This is a genomic window from Streptomyces sp. NPDC025806, from assembly GCF_055558275.1.
Genome location: NZ_JBVHMU010000003.1, coordinates 343500 through 363568, shown reverse-complemented (window position 1 = coordinate 363568; position 20069 = coordinate 343500). Strand labels below are relative to the sequence as shown.

19 protein-coding genes are annotated in these 20069 nt (G+C 72.4%); 16 read left to right on the top strand and 3 right to left on the bottom strand.

The annotated features are described in order from the left end of the window. The first annotated feature begins 9 nt into the window (after positions 1-9). Positions 10-861, top strand: a complete 852-nt coding sequence (locus ACZ4E1_RS08700; protein ID WP_467537144.1) for an NmrA family NAD(P)-binding protein — start codon at positions 10-12, stop codon at positions 859-861. 13 nt (positions 862-874) lie between these two features. On the opposite strand, the gene ACZ4E1_RS08695 is transcribed toward ACZ4E1_RS08700, so the two are convergent. Continuing rightward, entirely contained in the window at positions 875-2083 is a 1209-nt protein-coding gene (locus ACZ4E1_RS08695) for a YihY/virulence factor BrkB family protein (protein WP_467537142.1), read from the bottom strand. An 83-nt stretch (positions 2084-2166) separates the two neighbouring features. Here ACZ4E1_RS08695 and ACZ4E1_RS08690 point away from each other — a divergent pair, with 83 nt between their 5' ends. The 3 genes from ACZ4E1_RS08690 (at position 2167) to ACZ4E1_RS08680 (ending at position 5986) form a co-directional block, all read left to right on the top strand. Further along, positions 2167-3813: an acyl-CoA dehydrogenase family protein gene (locus tag ACZ4E1_RS08690; protein WP_467537140.1), complete on the top strand. Its 1647-nt coding sequence runs from the start codon at positions 2167-2169 to the stop codon at positions 3811-3813. 227 nt (positions 3814-4040) lie between these two features. Beyond that, positions 4041-5348, top strand: coding sequence for a GAF domain-containing protein (locus tag ACZ4E1_RS08685; RefSeq protein WP_467537138.1), 1308 nt, complete (start codon positions 4041-4043; stop codon positions 5346-5348). 14 nt (positions 5349-5362) lie between these two features. Beyond that, complete coding sequence (locus tag ACZ4E1_RS08680; protein ID WP_467537136.1) at positions 5363-5986, top strand: DUF1266 domain-containing protein; 624 nt, start codon at positions 5363-5365, stop codon at positions 5984-5986. 1 nt (position 5987) lies between these two features. Here the strand turns inward: ACZ4E1_RS08680 and ACZ4E1_RS08675 are convergent, their stop codons facing one another. Next, complete coding sequence (locus ACZ4E1_RS08675; RefSeq protein ID WP_467537134.1) at positions 5988-7529, bottom strand: right-handed parallel beta-helix repeat-containing protein; 1542 nt, start codon at positions 7527-7529, stop codon at positions 5988-5990. A 157-nt stretch (positions 7530-7686) separates the two neighbouring features. Next, on the bottom strand, positions 7687-8718 hold the full coding sequence (locus ACZ4E1_RS08670) for a M4 family metallopeptidase (RefSeq protein ID WP_467537133.1): 1032 nt from the start codon (positions 8716-8718) through the stop codon (positions 7687-7689). Positions 8719-8831: 113 nt separating this feature from the next. On the opposite strand from ACZ4E1_RS08670, the gene ACZ4E1_RS08665 reads away from it, so the two are divergent. The 12 genes from ACZ4E1_RS08665 (at position 8832) to ACZ4E1_RS08610 (ending at position 20068) form a co-directional block, all read left to right on the top strand. After that, a complete protein-coding gene (locus tag ACZ4E1_RS08665; RefSeq protein ID WP_467537131.1) occupies positions 8832-9416 on the top strand; it encodes a GNAT family N-acetyltransferase in 585 nt (194 codons plus the stop codon). Between the two features lie 371 nt (positions 9417-9787). Further along, entirely contained in the window at positions 9788-11485 is a 1698-nt protein-coding gene (locus tag ACZ4E1_RS08660; RefSeq protein WP_467537129.1) for a nitrite/sulfite reductase, read from the top strand. Further along, a complete protein-coding gene (locus ACZ4E1_RS08655; protein ID WP_467537127.1) occupies positions 11482-11661 on the top strand; it encodes a hypothetical protein in 180 nt (59 codons plus the stop codon). Before ACZ4E1_RS08660 ends, ACZ4E1_RS08655 begins: the two co-directional genes overlap by 4 nt. Then, positions 11658-12368, top strand: coding sequence for a phosphoadenylyl-sulfate reductase (locus ACZ4E1_RS08650; RefSeq protein ID WP_467537125.1), 711 nt, complete (start codon positions 11658-11660; stop codon positions 12366-12368). The genes ACZ4E1_RS08655 and ACZ4E1_RS08650 overlap by 4 nt, the downstream gene beginning before the upstream one ends. Beyond that, positions 12368-12937 carry an adenylyl-sulfate kinase gene (gene cysC / locus ACZ4E1_RS08645; RefSeq protein WP_467537123.1) on the top strand — a complete coding sequence of 190 codons (570 nt, stop codon included), beginning with the start codon at positions 12368-12370 and terminating at the stop codon, positions 12935-12937. The genes ACZ4E1_RS08650 and cysC overlap by 1 nt, the downstream gene beginning before the upstream one ends. After that, the gene (gene cysD / locus ACZ4E1_RS08640) at positions 12934-13872 is read left to right on the top strand and encodes a sulfate adenylyltransferase subunit CysD (protein ID WP_467537121.1); all 939 of its coding nucleotides are present in this window, start codon (positions 12934-12936) and stop codon (positions 13870-13872) included. Before cysC ends, cysD begins: the two co-directional genes overlap by 4 nt. 2 nt (positions 13873-13874) lie before the next feature. Next, positions 13875-15221, top strand: coding sequence for a sulfate adenylyltransferase subunit 1 (locus ACZ4E1_RS08635; protein WP_467537119.1), 1347 nt, complete (start codon positions 13875-13877; stop codon positions 15219-15221). Between the two features lie 239 nt (positions 15222-15460). After that, the gene (locus tag ACZ4E1_RS08630; protein ID WP_467537117.1) at positions 15461-16570 is read left to right on the top strand and encodes an aliphatic sulfonate ABC transporter substrate-binding protein; all 1110 of its coding nucleotides are present in this window, start codon (positions 15461-15463) and stop codon (positions 16568-16570) included. A gap of 36 nt (positions 16571-16606) precedes the next feature. After that, positions 16607-17398: an ABC transporter ATP-binding protein gene (locus ACZ4E1_RS08625; protein WP_399130137.1), complete on the top strand. Its 792-nt coding sequence runs from the start codon at positions 16607-16609 to the stop codon at positions 17396-17398. Next, a complete protein-coding gene (locus ACZ4E1_RS08620) occupies positions 17385-18305 on the top strand; it encodes an ABC transporter permease (RefSeq protein WP_467537114.1) in 921 nt (306 codons plus the stop codon). Before ACZ4E1_RS08625 ends, ACZ4E1_RS08620 begins: the two co-directional genes overlap by 14 nt. Positions 18306-18312: 7 nt before the next feature. After that, positions 18313-19050 carry a sirohydrochlorin chelatase gene (locus ACZ4E1_RS08615; RefSeq protein WP_467537112.1) on the top strand — a complete coding sequence of 246 codons (738 nt, stop codon included), beginning with the start codon at positions 18313-18315 and terminating at the stop codon, positions 19048-19050. A gap of 34 nt (positions 19051-19084) precedes the next feature. Further along, positions 19085-20068: a tetratricopeptide repeat protein gene (locus ACZ4E1_RS08610; protein ID WP_467537110.1), complete on the top strand. Its 984-nt coding sequence runs from the start codon at positions 19085-19087 to the stop codon at positions 20066-20068. Position 20069: the final 1 nt, after the last annotated feature.

The following is a 20069-nucleotide window of genomic DNA, read 5'->3' as shown; positions in this document are numbered from 1 at the left end:
AGTGGAGGCATGACAGCGAACGAGAACGTGATGCGGACGGTACTGGTGACCGGGGCGACCGGTCGGACGGGCGGCCGGGTGGCCGAGGCGGCGCGGGCCGCCGGCCTGGAGGTGCGGGCGGCCTCACGGTCGGGCGCGGTGCGCTTCGACTGGGCGGACCCGGCGACGTGGGACGCGGCGCTGGACGGCGCCGACGGGGCGTATCTGGCGTACCCGTCGGACATCGGCGCGCCGGACGCCGCGCCCGCCGTCGGGGCGCTGGCCCGACGGGCGGTGGAGCTCGGGGTGACGCGGCTGGTGCTGCTCTCGGCGCGCGGCGAGGACCAGGCGCGGCCCGCGGAGGAGGCCTTCCTCGCGGCGGGCGGCCGGGCGACGGTGCTGCGCTGCGCGTGGTTCCACCAGAACTTCAGCGAGGGCCCGCTCGCCGAGCAGGTCGGCGGCCCCGAGCTGGTGTTCGCGGCGCCGCGGGAGCTGCGCGAGCCGTTCCTCGACGTACGGGACATCGCGGACGTGGCGGTGACGGTGCTGCGGGACCCGGCCGGGCGGTGGGCGGGCCGGGCGCTGGAACTGACCGGGCCCGAACTGCTGACGTGGGGCGAGGCGCTGGCGGCGGTCGCGGCGGCGACGGGCACGGAGAAGGCCTACGTGGGCGTGCCGGCGGCGGCGTACGGGGACGCGCTGCGCGGCTTCGGGGTGCCGGAGGAGGAGGTCGGATTCCTGGTGGAGCTGTTCGAGACGCTGCTCGACGGGCGCAACGCGGCGCTGAGCGGCGACGTGGAGCGGGTCCTCGGGCGGGCCCCGCGCCGCTTCTCGGAGTTCGCGGCGCGGGCGGCGTCCGCCGGCGCGTGGAAGCGGGCCTGAGCGGACCGGACACCTAGTCCGTGTCGTGGTCGCGCGGGGTGTCGTGGTTCTGGGGGCCGTCGTGTTTCTGGGAGCCGTCGTGGTTCTGGGGGGCGTCGTGGGGGTGGGGGTGTTCGCGGCGCGTGTGGGTGCGCAGGCGGGACGTCACGTCCTCCGGGGGCAGGAACTTGGACCAGCGCTCGGGGAACTCGGACGGCATGTCGGGGTCGTCGAGGTCGTGCTCGTCGTTGCGGTGCGCGGCCCAGGCGATGAACTCGGCGGCGACGGCCTCGCGGTGAAGCTCGTTCGCCTCACGGGCGGCGGCCGTGGCGACGGACGGCCAGACCCGGTCGATCGCCGCGTTGACCGCGGCGCCGACGAGCACGGCGAACGCCGAGACGCCGATCCACAGCAGGACGGCGACGGGCGCGGCGAGGGAGCCGTAGATCGTGGGGCCCTCGATGGTGTTCGTGAGGTAGAGGCGGAGCAGGAAGCTGCCGGGGATCCACATCGCGAGGGCCACGAGGGCGCCGGGCACGTCCTCGATCCAGGGCGAGCGCACGGGGACGGACACGTGGTAGAGCGTCGTCAGGAAGGAGACGGACAGCACCAGGACGACCGGCCAGTACAGGACCTGCACGACCGTCTCGGACCAGGGCACCAGCGCGATCACCGCGTCCGGGCCCGCGATCATCAGCGGCAGCGCGATCGAGCCGACGACGATGCCCACGAGGAAGAGCAGGAAGGCGAGCAGCCGGGTCTTCACGATGCCGCGCACGCCGTCGAGCCCGTACATCACGGTGACGGTGTCGACGAAGGTGGAGACGGCCCGGGAGCCCGACCACAGGGAGATGAGGAAGCCGATGGAGATGACGTCGGGGCGACCGCCCTTGATGACGTCGTCGAGAATCGGTTCTGCGATCTCCTTGACGCCCTCGTCGGTCAGGACGGTGCGGGACGCCTCCAGGATGTTGTCCCGGACGCCGGCGATGGTGTCGGCGCCGGTCCAGGTGTCGACGTAGGCGAGCAGGCCGACGAGGGAGAGCAGCAGCGGCGGCACCGACAGCAGGGTGAAGAACGCCGCCTCGGCCGCGAGGCCCAGGATGCGGTACTCCATGCACGAGTTGACGGTGTCCTTGAGCAGCAGCCAGGCGGTCCTCCGCTTCGACACGTTCCGGTAGAGAGCTCGGGCCCGGTGGAGACGGCCGGACGGCCGCTGGGGCGATTCACTTGCTGGCTGCACGCCCTAACGTTATCCGGCGCGCGGCAGTGCCCCGCTCCCCCGGTGCCCGGGGCGACGCCCGCCCCGGCGGTAGGTTCGCGGACATGGCAGCGAGCACGCACACGGTGACCAACCAGCCCCCGCCGCTGACGGCGTACGACGTCTTCGGCACCGACCTGGCGCTGGTGGAGGGCCTGGACCGGCATCTGGACCCCGAACTCACGGAGGCCGCGCACCGGGAGCTGACCGAGCTCGGCCGCGCGGCGGGCAGCGCGCAGGTCCAGGAGTGGGCCCGGCTGGCGAACGAGCATCCGCCGGTGCTGCGCACCCACGACCGCTACGGGCACCGGATCGACGAGGTGGAGTTCGCTCCGGCCTGGCACCGGCTGCTCGGCAAAGGTGTCGGTGCCGGGCTCACCTCCGCGTGGGGCCGGCCGGGCGGCCATCTGCGGCGCGCCGCGGCGTTCCTGGTGTGGTCGCAGGCGGAGGCGGGCCATCTGTGCCCGCTGTCGATGACGTACGCGGCGGTGCCCGCGCTGCGCGCCGCCCCGGATCTGGCGGCGGTGTGGGAGCCGCGGCTCGCCTCCGCGGTCTACGAGTCGGGGCTGCGGCCCGCGGGGGACAAGGCGGGCGCGCTGCTCGGCACGGCCCTGACGGAGAAGCAGGGCGGCAGCGATCTGCGGGCGGTGACGACGCGGGCGGAGCCGGTGGGCGGCGAGGACGGGGCGTACCGGCTGACGGGGCACAAGTGGTTCTGCAGCGCGCCGATGTCGGACGGGTTCCTGGTGCTCGGGCGGGCCGCGGACGGGCTGACGTGTTTCCTGGTGCCGCGGGTCCTGGACGACGGCACCCGCAATCCGTTCGCGCTGCAACGCCTCAAGGACAAGCTGGGCAATCGCTCGAACGCGACGGCCGAGGTGGAGTTCGACGGGACGTGGGCGCTGCGGGTCGGCGACGAGGGGCGGGGCCTCGCGACGGTCATGGAGACGGTGGCGGCGAGCCGGCTGGACTGCGCGCTCGGCTCGGCGGCCCTGATGCGGCAGGCGGTGGCGCAGGCGATCCATCACTGCACCCACCGCACGGCGTTCGGCGCACCGCTGGCCGAACAGCCGCTGATGCGCAACGTGCTGGCCGATCTGGCGCTGGAGTCGGAGGCGGCGACGACGCTGGTGCTGCGGCTCGCGGCGGCGCTGGACCGGGCGGAGGCGGGCGACGAGCGGGAGCGGGCGCTGCTGCGGATCGCGGTGCCCGCCGCGAAGTACTGGATCACGAAGCGGTGCACTCCGCTGGTGGCCGAGGCGCTCGAATGTCTCGGCGGCAACGGGTACGTGGAGGAGTCGGGGCTGCCCCGGCTGCTGCGCGAGTCGCCGCTGAACTCGGTCTGGGAGGGCTCGGGCAATGTGCAGGCCCTGGACGTGCTGCGGGCGCTGCGGACCGAGCCGGGCGCACTGGACGCGTTCCTGCTCGAACTCGGCCGGAGCCGGGGCGCCGACCACCGGCTCGACGCGGCGGTGCGGGGCCTGCTCACCGAACTCGGAGACCTGGACGGGGTGGAGGCCCGCTCGCGGCGGCTCGTCGAGCGGATCGCGCTGGTGCTTCAGGGCTCGCTGCTCGTGCGGTTCGCGCCGGACGAGGTCGCGGACGCGTTCTGCGCGGCGCGGCTCGGCGGGGACGGGGGCGCGGCGTTCGGGACGCTGCCGCACGGCGCGGATCTGGCCGGGATCGTGGAGCGGGCGCGGCCCGTGGAGTGACCGGGAACGACCCGGTGGGGGGCACGGGTGCGGGGATGGTGCTGCGCCGACACGGCACCATCCCCGTCCGTCCGTGCCAGTTTCAAACGCCGTACGGTTGTTCGCCAGGGTTGCAGGGGGTTGCAACGTTCCTTCGGAAGTCGCCTCCCCGTACGGCGCGGCGGTGCACGATGGGCGTGCCTCCCCCCAATGGCCCGCACATCTCTCCGTACACGTAGGAATCAGGCATGGACCAGGAGTCGACGATCGACCTGACGCGGCTGTCCGCGATGGACGCGGCGCTCGCGGCGCGGATGCTCAAGGGGGTGCGGGACGCGACGCTGTCGGGGCATCGGCCCCGGGTCAGGCCGCGCCCGGTGATCCACGAGTCCTGGGGGCGGATGCTGCGCGGCGGCGTCGACCCGGACCGCGACGTGCGGCGCGGGCTGCTCGGGGTCGACGAGGTGGAGGAGCGGCGGCAGACCTCGCCGCTGCTGCCGGTGCTGCCCGTGCTGCGGGAGGCGCTGGTCACGGTCGCGGAGGCGGCGCAGCACATCATGGTGGTGAGCGACGCGGACGGCCGGATCCTGTGGCGCGAGGGGCATCCGACGGTGCTGCGCATGGGCGACCGGCTCGGTTTCGAGGTGGGCGCGCACTGGGCGGAGGACGTGGTCGGGACGAACGGGGTGGGTACGCCGCTGGTCACCCGTCGCCCGGTGCAGGTGTTCTCCGCCGAGCACTTCGTGCGCTCGCACCATCCGTGGACGTGCACGGGCGCGCCGATGACCGATCCGCGGGACGGCCGGCTGCTCGGGGTGGTGGATGTGAGCGGCCCGCTGGAGACGATGCATCCGGGGACGCTGTCGTGGGTGCACGCGGTGGCGCAGCTCGCGGAGGCGCGGCTGCGGGAGCGGCATGTGAACGGTCTGGAGCGGCTGCGGGCGGTCGCGGCGCCGGTGCTCGCCCGGATCGGCGGCCGGGCGCTCGTGGTCGACGCGCACGGGTGGACGGCGGCGGTGACCGGGATGCCGCTGCCGGACCGGGTGGCGCTGCCCCGGGCGCCCGCCGAGGGCCCGTGCTGGATCCCCTCGCTGGGGCCGTGCACGCTGGCGCCGCTGGCGGGTGGCTGGCTGGTCCGGCCGCGGCGGTCGGCGGAGCCGCAGACCGCGGTCCGGGTCGTGCTTGATGTGAGCCGGCCCCGTCACTGGTCGGTGCGGGTGTGGGGCGCGGCCGGGTCGTGGACGCACGAACTGAGCCCGCGGCACGCCGAGTTGCTGTATCTCCTCGCGCTGCACCGGGAGGGGCGCACGGCGTCGGGCCTGGCCGAGGACCTGTTCGGCGATCCGGCCCGTACCGTCACGGTGCGGGCCGAACTGTCCCGGGTCCGGCGCTATCTGGGCTGTCTGCTGGAGCACCGCCCGTACCGGTTCCCCGAGGACGCGGAGGTCGAGGTGGTGATGCCCGCCGACCACCGGGATCTGCTGCCGCACTCGACGGCGCCCGCGGTGGTCGCGGCCCGGGGCGGGTTCGCCGGGTCGGGCGCGTGCGGCGGGTAGTACGCTCCGCGCCCATGCTTCGGTTCAGACTCAGGCCCAGGACGGAACGCAGGTACCGCACGCCGCTCGGCGCCCACCAGTTGTGGATGGTGTCGCTGAGCGCGCCGGTGAGCCGGGACCGGGACGCGTCCCGTACGACGCTGTACCCGTTCACGCGGATCGACGACGACAAGGCGCGGCGCTGGCTGGCCGAGCAGTGGGAGATCGCGACGCGAGAGGAGCTGCTCGGGCGGCTCGGCGGGCTCGCCCGCTCCGGGTACCGGGCGTCGGCCCGCGCCCGGTACGGGGTGGAGCCGCTGGCCTGGGACATGGCCCTGTACACGGACATCACGCGGCGCGGCTTCGGCTGCGGGCTGCTCGACGAGGCCGACGCGTGGAACCTGCTGAAGAACGTGGTGCCGCAGCTCGCCCGCACCTACGACTCGTGGCAGGAGTACGGGGAGCACTATCTGCTCGGGCGGCGGATCTGGCGCGAGGACCTGAGCGGCCGGGCGTCGGCGATGGAGGCCCTGCCGGCGCCGCAGACCGTCGCGGACGCGCATCTGGCGGCGCTGCTCGATCCGGCCGACCGGAGGAGCCCCTGGAACCTCGTTCCGTGGGACGCCATCCGGCGGCCGGACCGGCCGGTGGGGCGGTGACTCAGCCGACGTTCAGGGCGCCGACGGAGACGGGGCCCTGGGCGGCGACGGGGTTCCCGGCGAAGTCGCGGGGGCCCGCGTCGGGGTGCGGGGCTCCGGCGCCGATGAGGGGCGAGCCGGGCCGCGGGGTGTAGGCGGCGGCCGCGTCGGCGAGGCCGGTGGCGGTGCCGGGTGCGGTCAGCTGCGGGTCGACGCCGATGCCGCCCGGGTTGTCGGGCACGGAGCCGACGCCGTACAGCGCGTTGTGCGACAGGGTGACGCCGCCGGAGCGCAGAGAGAAGTTCGCGGTGCCGGCGCCCGCCTTCTGCACGACGTTGTCGACGAAGGCGATCTCGTGCCGGTTGGTGGTGTTCTCGTTGACGACGGTCTGGCTGACGCCGTCGCCGATGTAGATCGTGTTGTGCAGGAAGCGGACGTCGGAGAACGTGCCGCGGCAGGTCTCGATGCCGCGGAAGTGGTCGTTCTGGCTGACGTTGAAGCGGATGACGGCGTCGGAGAGGCTGCCGTCGGCGGTGCAGACGAGGAAGAAGCCGCCCGCGTTGTCGTGGCTGTAGTTGTACTGGAAGACGGTCCCGTTCGTGCCCTCGTCGACGTCGTACGCCATGCCGTCGCGGGTGGTCTCGCCGCCGGAGGTGTCGTTGTACTGGAAGACGGTGCCGTCCGCGTTGTACGGCCACATGCCCGCGTTGTAGCCGGCCGAGCGGCGCTGGAAGCCGCGCAGGGTGTTGTGCTCGACGAGGGCGCCGTCGGTGACGGTCATGACGATGCCGTCGCCGCCGAGGTCGGAGAGCGTGTTGCCGCGCACGACGACGCGCGTGGACGGGGTCCAGGCCGGTCCGCCGGGCTTGTAGTCGCTGATGCCGGGGCGCTGGCTCCAGGTGGAGGAGACGCGGATGCCGCCGCGGTCGATGTGGTCGAGGCGGTTGTTCTCGACGCGGACGTCGTCGAAGCGGCTGGGCACGCGGGTGCCGGTGGCGGCGAAGAGGATGCCCTCGGAGCCGTTGGCGTCCTTGGTGTCGTCGCCGAGGACGTCGTGGATCGTGAGGTTCGTGATCCGGTAGTGGGTGCCGGTGCCGTAGTCGTCGAGGAGGACGCGGACGCCGCGGCGCTTGGTGCCGGGGTTCGCCGCGTTGGTGATGTCGAGGTCGGACAGCTCGATCCACTGGGTGTTGCGCAGCAGCACGGTGTCGACGGCGCCGTTGCCGTCGACGACGGGCTTGGCGGCGGCCGGGTCGCCGTAGGCGCCGATCCGCACGGGGGCGCCGGCGCGTCCGGCGCCGGTCGGCGCGAGGGTGCCGGCGCACCGGGTGCCGCGCTTGAGCAGCACGGAGTCGCCGGGTCGCAGCCGCTGCCCGTTGACGGCGGCCAGACTCCGCCAGGGCGTCTTCGCGGTGCCGGTCTCGGGCAGCCCGTCGGGGGCCTGGCAGTCGACATGGTGGACGCGGGGGTCGTCGTGCGGGGCGGCGCCGGCGGCGGGCGCGGTCCCCAGCACCGCCGCCACGCAGCCCGCGGCGGCGAGCACTGCGGTCGTGATCCGTCTCATGCGCCACAGGCTCCCGGCTGCGCCCGCCGGTGGACATGGACAAACGCACCCGGTCCGTGGACATCCGGGCGGGCGAGCCGCCGGGCCGGCCGCGACAGACAGGTCCGCCCCTTGGACAGGTGTCCAAGGGGCGGACCTCAGGGGTGACTGCCGGGGGTCAGACGCCCGGGATGCCGCGGGCGGCGAACGCCGCGCGGACCGTCGACGCCGCCTTCGCGCCGTACATCTTCTCCGCCGTCGCGATCGTCGCCTGCGCGGCAGCCGAGAAGCTCGTGTCGGGGGCGAAGTCGAACTGCGCGTTCACGATGATCCGGTCGGCCGTGCGGGCGCCCAGGGCGCCGCGGATGTCGAACAGGGCCCGCGACCAGATCTCACCGTCCGCGTGCACCTCGCCGACCTTGTCCGCGTACGTCTTGTCGGTGTCGACGCGGCGCAGGCAGTGCGGGGCGGAGGAGGTGTACGAGGTGGAGTCCCAGTCGGCGACGCAGGCGAGGTCCGTCTTGCGCGGCCAGCCGTACTTCGCGTCGGCGTGGTCGCCGACCGCGACGGCGAGGTAGTCGCCGAACGCCTCACCGATCGAGCCGGCCTCCTCGGAGGTGCCGAAGCCGGGGACCTGGGCGTTGTGCACGGCGTGGCCGTACTCGTGGACGATCACCTCGGCGTCCTCGGCGTCGTCGACACCGCCCTTGCCGAAGCGGATCTCGGCCTTCTTGTCGGTGAAGAAGGAGTTGTCCGCACCCCACTGGTTGATGCGGACGGGCTGGGCGCGGTCGTTGGCGCCGCGCAGCTCGCTGCCGAAGCCGAGCGACTGCAGGTACTCCTGCGCCTCGTTGACCCAGAAGTAGGCCATGACCTGCTCGAACTGGTCGTCGTGCCGGGTGTACGTGCCGGCGTCGGCGACCTTCGCGGAGGCGCCCGTGTCCGATCTGACGTAGGCCCATTTACCGGAGAGGCCGCCGCTGGAGTCGAGGTTGCGCAGGGCGGCGGAGGCGTAGGCGGCGTCCGGGATCGCGGACGCGGCGTCCTTGCCGTCGGTCAGGGCCTGGTCGCCGGAGGACTGGACCGGGTTGACCATGAAGACCCGGCCCTGGGGCGCCGCGGGCGCGGCGAGGGCGGGCGAGGCGAGCGTGGAGAGGGCCACGGTGAGGGTGGCCGCGGCGAGCAGACCGCGAGGTGTGCGGTGGGACATCGAACATCCTCCGAATGGATGGGACGTGGGAGGTGACTTGCTGCGCGTCGCGGATCCTCCCGCATCCTGAACACCCTTGGCCAGAGTCTGTCCGACATGATCCGATGAGTGACATGAACAGCAGCACCACCACCGTCACCACCTGGTCGCTCGAACAGACCTCCCCGTCCGATCTGCGCCCCTCCGCCCCGCCCGCGGGAGACACCCTGCGGATCGCGCGCGCGGAGGTCCCCTCCCCCGAGTTCAGCCGCTTCCTGTACGCGTCCGTGGGCGGCGACATCAAGTGGATCGACCGCCTCGGCTGGACGTACGCGCAGTGGGAGGAGCAGCTCGCGCGTCCCGGCGCGGAGACCTGGGTCGCGTACGACCGGGGCACGCCGGCCGGGTACGTGGAGCTGGACGCGCAGGACGACGGCGCCGTGGAGATCGTCTACTTCGGTCTGATCCCGGCCTTCCGCGGACGCCGGATCGGCGGGCACCTGCTCTCGTACGGGATCGCGCGCGCCTGGGACCTGGCGGAGCGGTGGCCCGAGCGGACGCCGACCAAGCGGGTGTGGCTGCACACGTGCAGCCTCGACGGCGAGCACGCGATGGCGAACTACGAGAAGCGCGGCTTCCGTCTCTTCCGGACCGAGACGGCCGAGGAGCCGCAGGTCGTGACGCCCGGCCCGTGGCCCGGCGCCTTCCCGGCGGTCTGAGCCGCCCGCACCGCTCACCCGCCCCACGCCCCCGAGCGCGATACGGGCACAAGGGGAGCTTTCACCCGCCCGCGATGTGACCGGCGCCACCGTCTTCCACAATGCGAGACATTCTCGTCCATATTTTGGACGACGGTGGACCAGGTCCAAAGTCCCGTGCCACGCTTCCGTCATGTCTACAGCTGGAACCGCCTTGGTGAGTCGACGCCACGTCGACTTCGGCCGCATGTCCAGCGCCATCTGTCCGGCGCGCTGACCGCACAGCACCGCCGCGTCTCCCGCTTCACCCGTCACCCCTGCGCACCGCCGCGCCTCAGCGCGAAGTGTGCTGCTCAGAGCCGCCCTCAGCCTTTCTTGAAGGACGTACACCCATGGCTGCCACCCCCGAAAAGCCCGCTACCGCCGCGCCCCGCCGCAAGGTGAGCCGTCACCGCGGCGAGGGCCAGTGGGCCGTGGGCCACCACACGCCGCTCAACGGCAACGAGCAGTTCAAGAAGGACGACGACGGTCTCAATGTGCGGACACGCATTGAGACGATCTACTCCAAGCGCGGTTTCGACTCGATCGACCCCAACGACCTGCGCGGACGCATGCGCTGGTGGGGCCTGTACACCCAGCGCAAGCCCGGCATCGACGGCGGCAAGACGGCCGTCCTGGAGCCGGAGGAGCTGGACGACCGCTACTTCATGCTGCGCGTGCGCGTGGACGGCGGCCGGCTCTCCGTCGCGCAGCTGCGCACCATCGGCGAGATCTCCGAGCAGTACGCGCGCGGCACCGCCGACATCACCGACCGGCAGAACATCCAGCTGCACTGGATCCGGATCGAGGACGTGCCCGCGATCTGGGAGAAGCTGGAGGCCGTGGGCCTGTCCACGACCGAGGCGTGCGGCGACTGCCCCCGCGTGATCATCGGCTCCCCGGTGGCCGGCATCGCCGCCGACGAGATCATCGACGGCACGCCCGCCGTGGACGAGATCCACGACCGCTACATCGGCAACAAGGAATTCTCCAACCTGCCGCGCAAGTTCAAGACCGCGATCTCCGGATCCCCGGTCCAGGACGTGGTCCACGAGATCAACGACGTGGCCTTCGTCGGGGTCGAGCACCCCGAGCACGGGCCCGGCTTCGACGTGTGGGTCGGCGGCGGCCTGTCCACCAACCCCAAGCTCGCCCAGCGTCTGGGCACCTGGGTGCCGCTCGACGAGGTGGCGGACGTCTGGGCGGGTGTCGTCGGCATCTTCCGCGACTACGGCTACCGGCGGCTGCGCACCCGTGCCCGGCTGAAGTTCCTGATGGCCGACTGGGGCCCGGAGAAGTTCCGCCAGGTCCTGGAGGACGAGTACCTGGAGCGCAAGCTGATCGACGGTCCGGCGCCCGCCGAGCCCTCGCAGAAGTGGCGCGACCACATCGGGGTCCACCAGCAGAAGGACGGCCGCTTCTACGTCGGGTTCGCCCCGCGCGTCGGCCGGGTGGACGGCACCACGCTCACCAAGATCGCCGAGCTCGCCGGCGCCCACGGCTCGGACCGGCTGCGCACCACCGTCGAGCAGAAGATGATCATCCTCGATGTCGCCGAGGACCAGGTCGACTCGCTCGTCGCGGGACTCGAGGCGCTGGACTTCCAGGTCAAGCCGTCGCCGTTCCGGCGCGGCACGATGGCCTGCACCGGCATCGAGTTCTGCAAGCTGGCGATCGTCGAGACCAAGGGCCGCGGCGCGCAGCTCATCGACGAGCTGGAGCGCCGCCTCCCGGACTTCGACGAGCCGCTCACCATCAACCTCAACGGCTGCCCGAACGCCTGCGCCCGCATCCAGGTCGCGGACATCGGTCTCAAGGGCCAGCTGGTCCTGGACGACCAGGGCGAGCAGGTCGAGGGCTACCAGGTGCACCTCGGCGGCGCGCTCGGCCTGGAGGCCGGCTTCGGCCGCAAGGTCCGCGGCCTGAAGGTCACCTCGGCCGAACTGCCGGACTACATCGAGCGGGTGCTCAAGAACTTCCAGGCGGAGCGCGAGAACGGCGAACGCTTCGCGACCTGGGCGGCCCGCGCGAGTGCGGAGGCCCTGTCGTGAGCGAGCGTGCCGCCCCCTTCTTCTGCCCGTACTGCGGTGACGAGGACCTGCGTCCCAACGAAGCGGGTCACGGCGCCTGGGAATGCGCCGCGTGCAACCGGGCCTTCCAGCTGAAGTTCCTCGGGCTGCTCGCCCAGGGACTTCAGCGCACCGACGGTGGAGGGGAACAGATATGACGACGGCTCACATCACCTCGGACACGGACGAGTTGAAGGCGCTCGCCGAGCAGGCCGGGCGCGACCTGGAGGACGCCTCCGCCCTGGAGATCCTCCGGTGGGCGACGGAGACCTTCGGCGAGAAGTTCTGCGTGACCTCGTCCATGGAGGACGCGGTCGTCGCACACCTGGCCTCGCGGGCGATGCCCGGCGTCGACGTCGTCTTCCTCGACACCGGCTACCACTTCGAGGAGACCATCGGCACCCGCGACGCCGTCGAGGCCGTGATGGACGTCAACGTCATCACGATCACCCCGCGGCAGACGGTCGCCGAGCAGGACGCCGAGTTCGGTCCTAAGCTGCACGACCGCGACCCCGACCTGTGCTGCGCGATGCGCAAGGTGCAGCCCCTCCAGGAGGGCCTGTCCGGCTACGCCGCGTGGGCCACGGGCCTGCGCCGCGACGAGTCCCCGACCCGGGCGAACACCCCGGTCGTCGGCTGGGACGAGAAGCGCCGCAAGGTGAAGGTCTCCCCCATCGCCCGCTGGACCCAGGACGACGTCGACGCGTACGTCACCGAGCACGGCGTGCTGACCAACCCGCTCCTCATGGACGGCTACGGCTCGGTCGGCTGCGCCCCGTGCACCCGCCGCCTCCTGGAGGGCGAGGACGCCCGCGCCGGACGCTGGGCGGGCCGGGCCAAGACCGAGTGCGGACTGCACGGCTGATGACGACGGCACCAGAGACTTTGGAGAAGCAAGTGACCGGAGCCACCATCTGGCTCACGGGTCTGCCGAGCGCCGGCAAGACCACGATCGCCAACGAACTGGCCGCGACGCTGCGCGCCGAGGGCCGCACCGTCGAGGTGCTCGACGGCGACGAGATCCGTGAGTTCCTCTCGGCGGGCCTCGGCTTCAGCCGCGAGGACCGGCACACCAACGTGCAGCGCATCGGCTTCCTGGCCGAACTCCTCGCCCGTAACGGCGTGCTGACGCTCGTCCCGGTCATCGCCCCGTACGCGGACAGCCGCGAGGCCGTCCGCACGCGCCACCAGGGCGCCGGCACCGCCTACCTGGAGGTGCACGTGGCCACACCGCTCGACGTGTGCTCCGCGCGCGACGTCAAGGGCCTGTACGCCAAGCAGGCCGCCGGTGAACTGAAGGGCCTCACCGGGGTCGACGACCCCTACGAGGTGCCCGAGTCGCCCGACCTGCGCATCGAGTCGCAGAACCAGACCGTGCAGGAGTCCGCGGCAGCGCTCCGCGCGCTGCTCACCGAGAGGGGTCTCGCCGCATGACGACCGTAGCTTCGAACGTCTCCGAGGAGACGGACAGCCCCTACGCGCTCAGCCACCTCGACGCGCTCGAGTCCGAGGCCGTGCACATCTTCCGCGAGGTCGCGGGCGAGTTCGAGCGGCCGGTGATCCTCTTCTCCGGCGGCAAGGACTCGATCGTCATGCTGCACCTGGCGCTGAAGGCGTTCGCCCCCGCGGCGATCCCCTTCTCGCTGCTGCACGTCGACACGGGCCACAACTTCTCCGAGGTCATCGACTACCGCGACCGGGTCGTGGCCGAGCACGGGCTGCGCCTGCACGTCGCCTCGGTGCAGGACTACATCGACCGCGGCGCCCTCAAGGAGCGCCCGGACGGGGTCCGCAACCCGCTGCAGACGGTGCCGCTGACCGAGAAGATCCAGCAGGAGAAGTTCGACGCGGTCTTCGGCGGCGGCCGTCGCGACGAGGAGAAGGCCCGCGCCAAGGAGCGGGTGTTCTCGCTGCGCGACGAGTTCTCCCAGTGGGACCCGCGCCGCCAGCGCCCCGAGCTGTGGCAGCTCTACAACGGCCGCCACGCCCCCGGCGAGCACGTCCGCGTCTTCCCGCTGTCCAACTGGACCGAGCTGGACGTGTGGCAGTACATCGCCCGCGAGGGCATCGAGCTGCCGGAGATCTACTACGCCCACGAGCGCGAGGTGTTCAAGCGCTCCGGCATGTGGCTGACCGCCGGCGAGTGGGGCGGCCCGAAGGACGACGAGACGGTCGAGACGCGGCTGGTCCGCTACCGCACCGTCGGCGACATGTCCTGCACCGGCGCCGTCGACTCCGACGCGACGACGATCGAGAAGGTCATCGCCGAGATCGCCGCCTCCCGGCTCACCGAGCGGGGCGCGACCCGCGCCGACGACAAGCTGTCCGAGGCCGCGATGGAAGACCGCAAGCGCGAAGGGTACTTCTAGACATGAGCACCACCACCGCCTCCGCCGAGGAGCTGGCCGGGCTTTCGGCCACCACCCTGCTGCGTTTCGCGACCGCCGGATCCGTCGACGACGGCAAGTCCACCCTGGTCGGCCGGCTGCTGCACGACTCCAAGTCGGTCCTCGCCGACCAGCTGGAGGCCGTCGAGCACGCCTCGCGTTCGCGCGGCGCCGCCGAGCCGGACCTCGCGCTGCTCACCGACGGCCTGCGGGCCGAGCGCGAGCAGGGCATCACCATCGACGTCGCCTACCGCTACTTCGCGACCCCGCGCCGCCGCTTCATCCTCGCGGACACCCCGGGCCACGTGCAGTACACGCGGAACATGGTGACCGGAGCCTCCACCGCCGACCTCGCGGTCGTCCTCGTCGACGCCCGCAACGGCGTCATCGAGCAGACCCGCCGGCACGCCGCCGTGGCCGCGCTCCTGCGCGTCCCGCACGTGGTGCTCGCGGTCAACAAGATGGACCTCGTCGACTACGAGGAGTCCGTCTTCGCGAAGATCGCCGAGGAGTTCACCGCGTACGCGTCCGACCTGGGCGTCCCGGAGATCACCGCGATCCCGATCTCGGCGCTCGCCGGCGACAACGTCGTGGAGCCGTCCGCCAACATGGACTGGTACGGCGGCCCGACCGTCCTGGAGCACCTGGAGACGGTGCCGGTCAGCCACGACCTCACGAGCTGCCACGCCCGGCTGCCCGTGCAGTACGTGATCCGGCCGCAGACCGCCGAGCACCCCGACTACCGCGGCTACGCGGGCCAGATCGCCGCGGGCACCTTCCGCGTCGGCGAGTCCGTCACCGTGCTGCCCTCGGGCCGCACGTCGAAGATCGCCGGGATCGACCTGCTGGGCAAGGCCGTCGACGTGGCGTGGACCCCGCAGTCCGTCACCCTCCTCCTGGAGGACGACATCGACATCTCGCGCGGCGACCTGATCGTGCCGAGCCACGACGCGCCGGGCACCTCGCAGGACGTCGAGGCGACCGTGTGCCACGTGGCCGACACGCCGCTGACCGTGGGCCAGCGCGTGCTGCTCAAGCACACCACCCGCACGGTCAAGGCGATCGTCAAGGAGATCCCGTCGCGGCTCACGCTCGACGACCTCTCCCAGCACCCGGAGCCCGGGCAGCTCGTCGCCAACGACATCGGCCGCGTCAAGGTCCGCATCGCCGAGCCGATCGCCCTCGACTCGTACGCGGCCTCGCGCCGCACCGGCTCGTTCCTGCTGATCGACCCGGCCGACGGCACCACGCTCGCGGCCGGCATGGCCGGTGAGGCGTTCGCCGCCGAGCCGGAGCCCGCGGTCGCGGACGACGAGGGCTGGGACTTCTGACCGCCATGACCCTCATCGACTACTACGGGACGTTCGCCAAGGAGGGCGGCCGCGTCGGCAGCGGCGCCCTCGGCAGCGGACAGGGCGGGGTCGCGCGATGTGCGTGCTGACGTACGCGCACTGCCTGCGCGCCCTCACCCCCCGCACCCCGTACGCCCTTCGACGACATCGAAGACCTGCCGACCTCCCGGCCGCACCCTGACGGTGTGACCGCCGGGCCAACGAGAGGAAACCCTCCCGTGCCTGCCAACTTCCCTTCCCCGAAGCGACGTTCGCTGCTCGCCCTGACCGTCCTGCCCCTCCTCGCGCTCACCGCGACGGCCTGCGGCTACGGCTCCGACGCCGACAGCACCAAGGAGAACGTCTCCGCGAAGGGCAAGGCCCTCTCCGCCGACTCCGTCAAGATCGGTTACTTCGGGAACCTGACCCACGGCACCGCGCTCGTCGGCCGCCAGCAGGGCCTCTTCCAGAAGGAACTGAAGGGGACACAGGCGAAGTACTCGACCTTCAACGCGGGCCCGGCCGAGATCGAGGCGCTGAACGCCGGCTCCATCGACATCGGCTGGATCGGCCCCTCCCCCGCCATCAACGGCTACACCAAGTCGCAGGGCAAGTCGCTGCGCATCATCGGCGGTTCGGCGTCCGGCGGCGTGAAGCTCGTCGTGAACCCGAAGAAGATCAAGTCGCTGAAGGACGTCAAGGGCAAGCGGATCGCCACCCCGCAGCTCGGCAACACCCAGGACGTCGCGTTCCTGAACTGGGTCGCCGAGCAGGGCTGGAAGGTCGACGCCAACTCCGGCAAGGGCGACGTGTCCGTGATCCGCACGGACAACAAGATCACCCCCGACGCCTTCAAGTCCGGCTCCATCGACGGCGCGTGGGTCCCCGAGCCGACCGCCTCCAAGCTGGTCGCCGAGGGCGGCAAGGCGATCCTCGACGAGGCCGACCTGTGGCCCGGCAAGAAGTTCGTGATCACGAACATCATCGTGTCGCAGAAGTTCCTGAAGGAGCACCCGGACGTCGTCGAGGCGGTGCTGCGCGGCTCCGTGAAGACGAACAAGTGGATCACCGCGCACCCGGACGAGGCGAAGGCGGCGGCCAACAAGCAGCTGGAGCAGGACTCCGGCAAGGCGCTGCCCGCCGAGGTCCTCGACCCGGCGTGGAAGTCCATCGCGTTCACGGACGACCCGCTGGCCGCGACGCTCGACTCCGAGGCGGCGCACGCCGTGAAGGCCGGCCTGCTGGAGAAGCCGGACCTGGCCGGGATCTACGACCTGAAGCCGCTCAACAAGGTCCTCGCGGCCGAAGGCGGCACCAAGGTCGACGACGCCGGACTCGGCACCAAGTAGCCCACTGCCCAACCCAGTTCCCAGGAGGTGACGACCATGGCGACGATTCTCGCCAAGGCTGCCGACTCCGCCGCGGTGGCGGACGGCAAGGCGACCCGGATCGAGCACGTCTCGAAGTCCTTCGCCACACCCGCCGGCCCGCAGCTCGTCCTGGACGACATCAGCCTCGATGTCGCACCGGGCGAGTTCGTCACCCTCCTGGGTGCCTCGGGCTGCGGCAAGTCGACGCTGCTCAACCTGGTCGCGGGGCTCGACGCCCCGTCGGCCGGCTCCATCGCGACGGACGGGCGGCCCGCCCTGATGTTCCAGGAGCACGCCCTGTTCCCGTGGCTGACCGCGGGCAAGAACATCGAGCTCGCCCTGAAGCTGCGGGGCGTGCAGAAGAACGAACGGCGCGAGCGCGCCGAGGAACTGCTCGAACTGGTCCGGCTGCAGGGCGCGTACGGCAAGCGGGTCCACGAGCTGTCCGGCGGCATGCGCCAGCGGGTGGCGCTGGCCCGGGCGCTGGCGCAGGACGCGCGGCTGCTCCTGATGGACGAGCCGTTCGCCGCGCTCGACGCGATCACCCGGGACGTGCTGCACGGCGAACTCACCCGGATCTGGGAGGAGACCCACCTTTCGGTCCTGTTCGTCACGCACAACGTGCGCGAGGCGGTGCGGCTCGCGCAGCGCGTGGTGCTGCTGTCCTCGCGGCCCGGCCGGATCGCCCGCGAGTGGACCGTGGACATCCCGCAGCCGCGGCGCATCGAGGACCCCGAGGTCGCCGAGCTCTCCGTCGAGATCACCGAACAACTGCGTGGGGAGATCCGCCGCCATGGCAAGGACTGAACCGACGGCCACCGCCACGGTGGAGCCCGCCGACACGGTCACCGCGAAGGACGACCTCGCGGGTCTGGAGGCGGGCCTGGACGCGCTGGAGACGGTCCAGTCCGGGCGCACCCCGTTCTCGAAGACGTTCCGCGAGAAGATCTTCCCGCCGCTCACGGCGGTCGTGCTGGTGATCCTGCTCTGGCAGGGCCTGGTCTCGTTCGGCGTCGTCGACGACCCGACGAAGCTGCCGCCGCCGTCGGCGGTGTGGGGCGAGGTCGAGGACGCGTGGCTGAAGGGCGAACTGCTCGGCTACATCTGGACGAGCGTCTCGCGCGGCCTGCTCGGCTTCTTCTTCGCCCTGCTCATCGGCACCCCGCTGGGGCTGCTGGTGGCGCGGGTGAAGTTCGTGCGCGCGGCGATCGGGCCGGTCCTGTCGGGCCTGCAGTCGCTGCCGTCGGTGGCATGGGTGCCGCCGGCCGTGCTCTGGCTGGGCCTGGACAACTCGATGATGTACGCGGTGATCCTGCTCGGCGCGGTCCCGTCGATCGCGAACGGTCTCGTCTCGGGTGTCGACCAGGTGCCGCCGCTGTTCCTGCGGGCCGGGCGGACGCTCGGCGCGACGGGCGTCCGCGGCCTGTGGCACGTCGTCCTGCCCGCCGCGCTGCCCGGCTACCTGGCCGGTCTGAAGCAGGGCTGGGCGTTCTCGTGGCGTTCGCTGATGGCCGCCGAGATCATCGCGAACTCGCCGGACCTCGGCGTGGGCCTCGGCCAGCTCCTGGAGAACGGCCGCACGGCCAGCTCCATGCCGATGGTCTTCCTCGCCATCCTCCTCATCCTGATCGTCGGCATCGTCATCGACCTGCTGATCTTCAGCCCGCTGGAGCGGCGCGTCCTGCGCGGTCGCGGCCTTCTCGTCCGGAGCTGAGCGCGCCATGTCCCGCCCCGTCCTCCTGGTCATCGCCCACGGCAGCCGCGACCCGCGGCACGCCGCGACGGTGCACGCCCTCGTCCGCGAGGCGCGGGCCCAGCGGCCGGGGCTGCGCGTGGAGACCTCGTTCCTGGACTTCAACGTGCCGGGCCCGCTCGGCGTCCTGGAGTCCCTGGCGGCGGAGGGCGTCCGCGACGTGGTCGCCCTCCCGCTGCTCCTCACCCGGGCGTTCCACGCGAAGGCCGACATCCCGGCGGTCCTCCGGCAGGCCCCGCCGTCCCTGCGCATCCGGCGCGCGGACGTCCTCGGCCCGTCGCCGCTCCTGCTGACGGCCCTGGACCGCCGTCTGTACGAGGCCGGTCTCACGCCGGCCGACAAGCCCACGACCGGGGTCGTCCTGGCCTCGGCGGGCTCCACCGACCCGGAGGCGATCGCAGTGATCGCAGATATCGCGCGGGAGTGGCGGCACACCGGTTGGTGCGCCGTGCGGCCTGCGTTCGCCTCCGCATCCCTTCCCCGCACCGAGGACGCCGTCCGCGACCTGCGCGCCCTCGGCTGCGCCCGCGTGGCCGTCGCCCCCTACGTCCTGGCCCCCGGCCGTCTCCCGGACCGCATCGCGGCGGGCGCGACCGACGCGGACGTCCTGTCCGGCGTCCTCGGCCCGGCACCGGAGGTGGCACGGGTGCTGATCGAGCGCTACGAGGAGGCGCTCGCCGGCGAGTTGGCGGCGCTGGGGGCCTGAGGGCGGCCGGGAGACCTGCGGCTATCCTCGGCCCGTGTCGAACACGTCAGGAACAGCCTCAGTGGGCCTCGCCCGGGTGCTGGCCCACTGCGGGGGCGACCCCGCCGCGGCCGTGGACCAACTGGCAGCCGCCATCGCCTCCGCGCCCTCGGACCCCGAGCCCTACTCCGTCCTCGCCGACCTGGTGCGGGACCGGCCCGCCGACCTCGCCGCGGTCGTCGACGGCGGGAACTCCCTGCCCGCCGTCCTCGCGCTGTCGTACGTCAGTTTCCTGCGGGGCGACATGGACACCGCCGCGCTGGCGATGGGCGCGGTCACGGGTGCGCGGCCCGATGTCGCGTGGGCCGACGCCCCCTGGTTCGCCGACGACCGTTTCCTGGGCGCGGTGAGCGCGGACGCCCTCGCCGAGGCCGCGATGCGGACCATGGACCACGGCCGCGACCTGGACACCGACGGCATGCGGGAGCGGGTGCGGCCCTGGCGCGCGGCCTTCGCCGCCGTCGTCGCCGACCGGCCCGCGGCGGAGGCGCTCGCCCGGATGGCGATCATGCTGCGGGCCTGTGGTCTCATCGACGCGTCCCTGGAGTTGTGCGACCGGGCGGACGCCGTCGAGCGGGTGATGTTCACGGAGGTCGTGCGGGCGGGCACGTGGCGCAAGGTGGGGGACACCGAGCGGATGGTCGCCGCGTTCGAGCGGGCCCTCGTCCTCGATCCCGCCAACTGGTCGCTCCATCTCGACCTGGCCGATGTGCGCGCCGAGCAGGGCGACTTCGCCGAGGCCGCGCGGCTGACCGGTGAGGGGCTGCGGCACGAGCCTACGGAGCCCACCCTGCGTGCGGCAGCCGCCGCCTACCGCGCCCGGCACACGGGCGAGCCCGCCGACCTGCGCACGCTCGTCGAGGTCGCGCCGCTGCTGCCGAACCCCGCGTACCGGGACCTGCTGATCGACTTCGCGTGCGCGGGGCCGGGCCTGCCGGCCGAACTCGTGGCCGCCGCCCGGGGACTTCAGGACGCCTGAG

Excerpts from the sequence above, each read along its gene's own strand:
- ACZ4E1_RS08700 (WP_467537144.1), top strand. The coding sequence starts at position 10 with ATGACAGCGAACGAGAACGTGATGCGGACGGTACTGGTGACCGGGGCG.
- ACZ4E1_RS08690 (WP_467537140.1), top strand. The coding sequence starts at position 2,167 with ATGGCAGCGAGCACGCACACGGTGACCAACCAGCCCCCGCCGCTGACG.
- ACZ4E1_RS08685 (WP_467537138.1), top strand. The coding sequence starts at position 4,041 with ATGGACCAGGAGTCGACGATCGACCTGACGCGGCTGTCCGCGATGGAC.
- ACZ4E1_RS08680 (WP_467537136.1), top strand. The coding sequence starts at position 5,363 with ATGCTTCGGTTCAGACTCAGGCCCAGGACGGAACGCAGGTACCGCACG.
- ACZ4E1_RS08675 (WP_467537134.1), bottom strand. The coding sequence starts at position 7,529 with ATGAGACGGATCACGACCGCAGTGCTCGCCGCCGCGGGCTGCGTGGCG.
- ACZ4E1_RS08670 (WP_467537133.1), bottom strand. The coding sequence starts at position 8,718 with ATGTCCCACCGCACACCTCGCGGTCTGCTCGCCGCGGCCACCCTCACC.
- ACZ4E1_RS08665 (WP_467537131.1), top strand. The coding sequence starts at position 8,832 with ATGAACAGCAGCACCACCACCGTCACCACCTGGTCGCTCGAACAGACC.
- ACZ4E1_RS08660 (WP_467537129.1), top strand. The coding sequence starts at position 9,788 with ATGGCTGCCACCCCCGAAAAGCCCGCTACCGCCGCGCCCCGCCGCAAG.
- ACZ4E1_RS08650 (WP_467537125.1), top strand. The coding sequence starts at position 11,658 with ATGACGACGGCTCACATCACCTCGGACACGGACGAGTTGAAGGCGCTC.
- cysC (WP_467537123.1), top strand. The coding sequence starts at position 12,368 with ATGACGACGGCACCAGAGACTTTGGAGAAGCAAGTGACCGGAGCCACC.
- cysD (WP_467537121.1), top strand. The coding sequence starts at position 12,934 with ATGACGACCGTAGCTTCGAACGTCTCCGAGGAGACGGACAGCCCCTAC.
- ACZ4E1_RS08635 (WP_467537119.1), top strand. The coding sequence starts at position 13,875 with ATGAGCACCACCACCGCCTCCGCCGAGGAGCTGGCCGGGCTTTCGGCC.
- ACZ4E1_RS08625 (WP_399130137.1), top strand. The coding sequence starts at position 16,607 with ATGGCGACGATTCTCGCCAAGGCTGCCGACTCCGCCGCGGTGGCGGAC.
- ACZ4E1_RS08620 (WP_467537114.1), top strand. The coding sequence starts at position 17,385 with ATGGCAAGGACTGAACCGACGGCCACCGCCACGGTGGAGCCCGCCGAC.
- ACZ4E1_RS08615 (WP_467537112.1), top strand. The coding sequence starts at position 18,313 with ATGTCCCGCCCCGTCCTCCTGGTCATCGCCCACGGCAGCCGCGACCCG.